Consider the following 1,625-nt stretch of genomic DNA (forward strand, 5'->3'; position numbering starts at 1 on the left):
GCCAAGGGGGTTGGCTGCACCACCCGCCGCCCCTTTTCCGTCGCCACCGGGTCACCCGACCCGGGTGACCCGGCCTCACCCCGCCCGGCCGGCACCGGACGATCCGGTCGGCTTCGCGTTTGACCTGGCGGACAGGGGGAAACCGCCGCCAATCGCGTTCACCGGGGACCAACGGGAAGGACCTGCGGCCGTGACCCACCGTCCGTCAGTACACCCGCCCGGGCGGCCGCTGCGGATCGCGATGGTCGTGCCGCCGTGGCTGTCGGTGCCGCCACCCGGGTACGGAGGGCTGGAGCAGGTGGTGCACGGCCTGGTGGACGCCCTGGTCGGCCGGGGAAACGCGGTGACGCTCTTCGGCGCCGGCCGGCACCACGGCACCGTCGCCGACTTCGTCTCCACCATCGGTGAACTGCAGTACGACCGGCTCGGCGAGTCGCTTCCCGAACTGGCCCACCTGGCCCGGGTGAACCACCTGGTCACCGCGGCCGACTTCGACATCGTCCACGACCACTCCACGATCGGGCCGCTGGTCGCCGGCCGACGCGCGGTGCCCACGGTGGCGACGGTGCACGGCAACCCGGTGGGGGAGTACGGCACGGTGCTCAGCGATACCGACCACGGCGTCGGACTGGTCGCCGTCTCGCACGCCCAGCGGCGAGCCAACCCCAGCCTGCCCTGGGTGGGAACGGTGCACAACGCGATGGCGACCGGGGAGGTGCCGCGCAAGCACAGCCCCGGCCGGGGGCCGGTGCTGTGGCTGGCCCGGTTCAGCCCGGACAAGGGGCCCGAACTGGCCATCCAGGCATGCCGGGCGGCGGGACTCGCGCTGACCCTGGCCGGCAAGTGCAACGAACCCGCCGAACGGCGCTACTTCGCCGAGGTCGTCGAGCCGATGCTCGGCGACGACGTCACCCTGGTGTTGAACGCCGACCGGGAGGCGACCCTGCGGCTGCTGGTCGACGCCCGTTGCCTGATCATGCCGATCCGGTGGGAGGAGCCGTTCGGCATGGTGATGGTGGAGGCGATGGCGACCGGGACACCGGTGGTGGCGTTGCGTCGTGGTGCCGTGCCCGAACTGGTGGTCGAGGGCCGCACCGGGCTGATCCGGGACCGCGCGGAGGAACTGCCGGCGGCACTGCGTGACGTGGTCCGGCTCGACCCGGCGGCCTGCGTGGCGCACGTGGTGGAGCACTTCTCCACCGAACGGATGGCGGCCGGCTACGAGGAGGTGTACCGGCGCTTCGCCTTCGGCAGCACCCCACAGGCTTTCCGCCCGGCGCCGATCCCGGTCCGCTGACCCGACGGGTCCGCTGGGCCGCAATGGTCGCCGGCCGGTTCAGGACTGGCTGGCGTTCAACCTGACGATCGCCGCGTCGAGTTGCCGGGCGTACGCCGGGGTGATGGCGCCCTCCCCGACCCGGCGGTCGACCTTCTCCCGGAGCCGGGCCACCGGCTCGGCCAGGTCGGACCGCCCGTTGGCGGCCTCCCGGGTCAGGTTCCCCAGCACGTTGCGCAGGTCCACCCCCACGTCGGCACGGATCTCGCCGATGCGCTCCCCGTCGTCGATCAGCCGGCGCAGCCGTTCGGTCGCCTCGGTGAGCCCGCCCGCCCCCTGCCCTCCGGCG

At 73.3% G+C, this 1,625-nt stretch carries 1 protein-coding gene and 1 pseudogene; one reads left to right on the plus strand and one right to left on the minus strand.

The annotated features are described in order from the left end of the window. Positions 1 to 241: 241 nt before the first annotated feature. A complete protein-coding gene (locus E1182_RS30485) occupies positions 242 to 1,297 on the plus strand; it encodes a glycosyltransferase family 4 protein (RefSeq protein WP_132271183.1) in 1,056 nt (351 codons plus the stop codon). A gap of 39 nt (positions 1,298 to 1,336) precedes the next feature. On the opposite strand, the pseudogene E1182_RS31465 reads toward E1182_RS30485, so the two are convergent. Then, positions 1,337 to 1,625, minus strand: a pseudogene (locus tag E1182_RS31465) (serine/threonine protein kinase); the annotation flags it as partial.

It is taken from the genome of Micromonospora sp. KC721, from assembly GCF_004348355.1.
GTDB lineage: Bacteria > Actinomycetota > Actinomycetes > Mycobacteriales > Micromonosporaceae > Micromonospora.

Bases quoted from the DNA above. Each gene is read 5' to 3' on its own strand.
- E1182_RS30485 (WP_132271183.1), top strand. From the start codon at position 242: ATGGTCGTGCCGCCGTGGCTGTCGGTGCCGCCACCCGGGTACGGAGGG.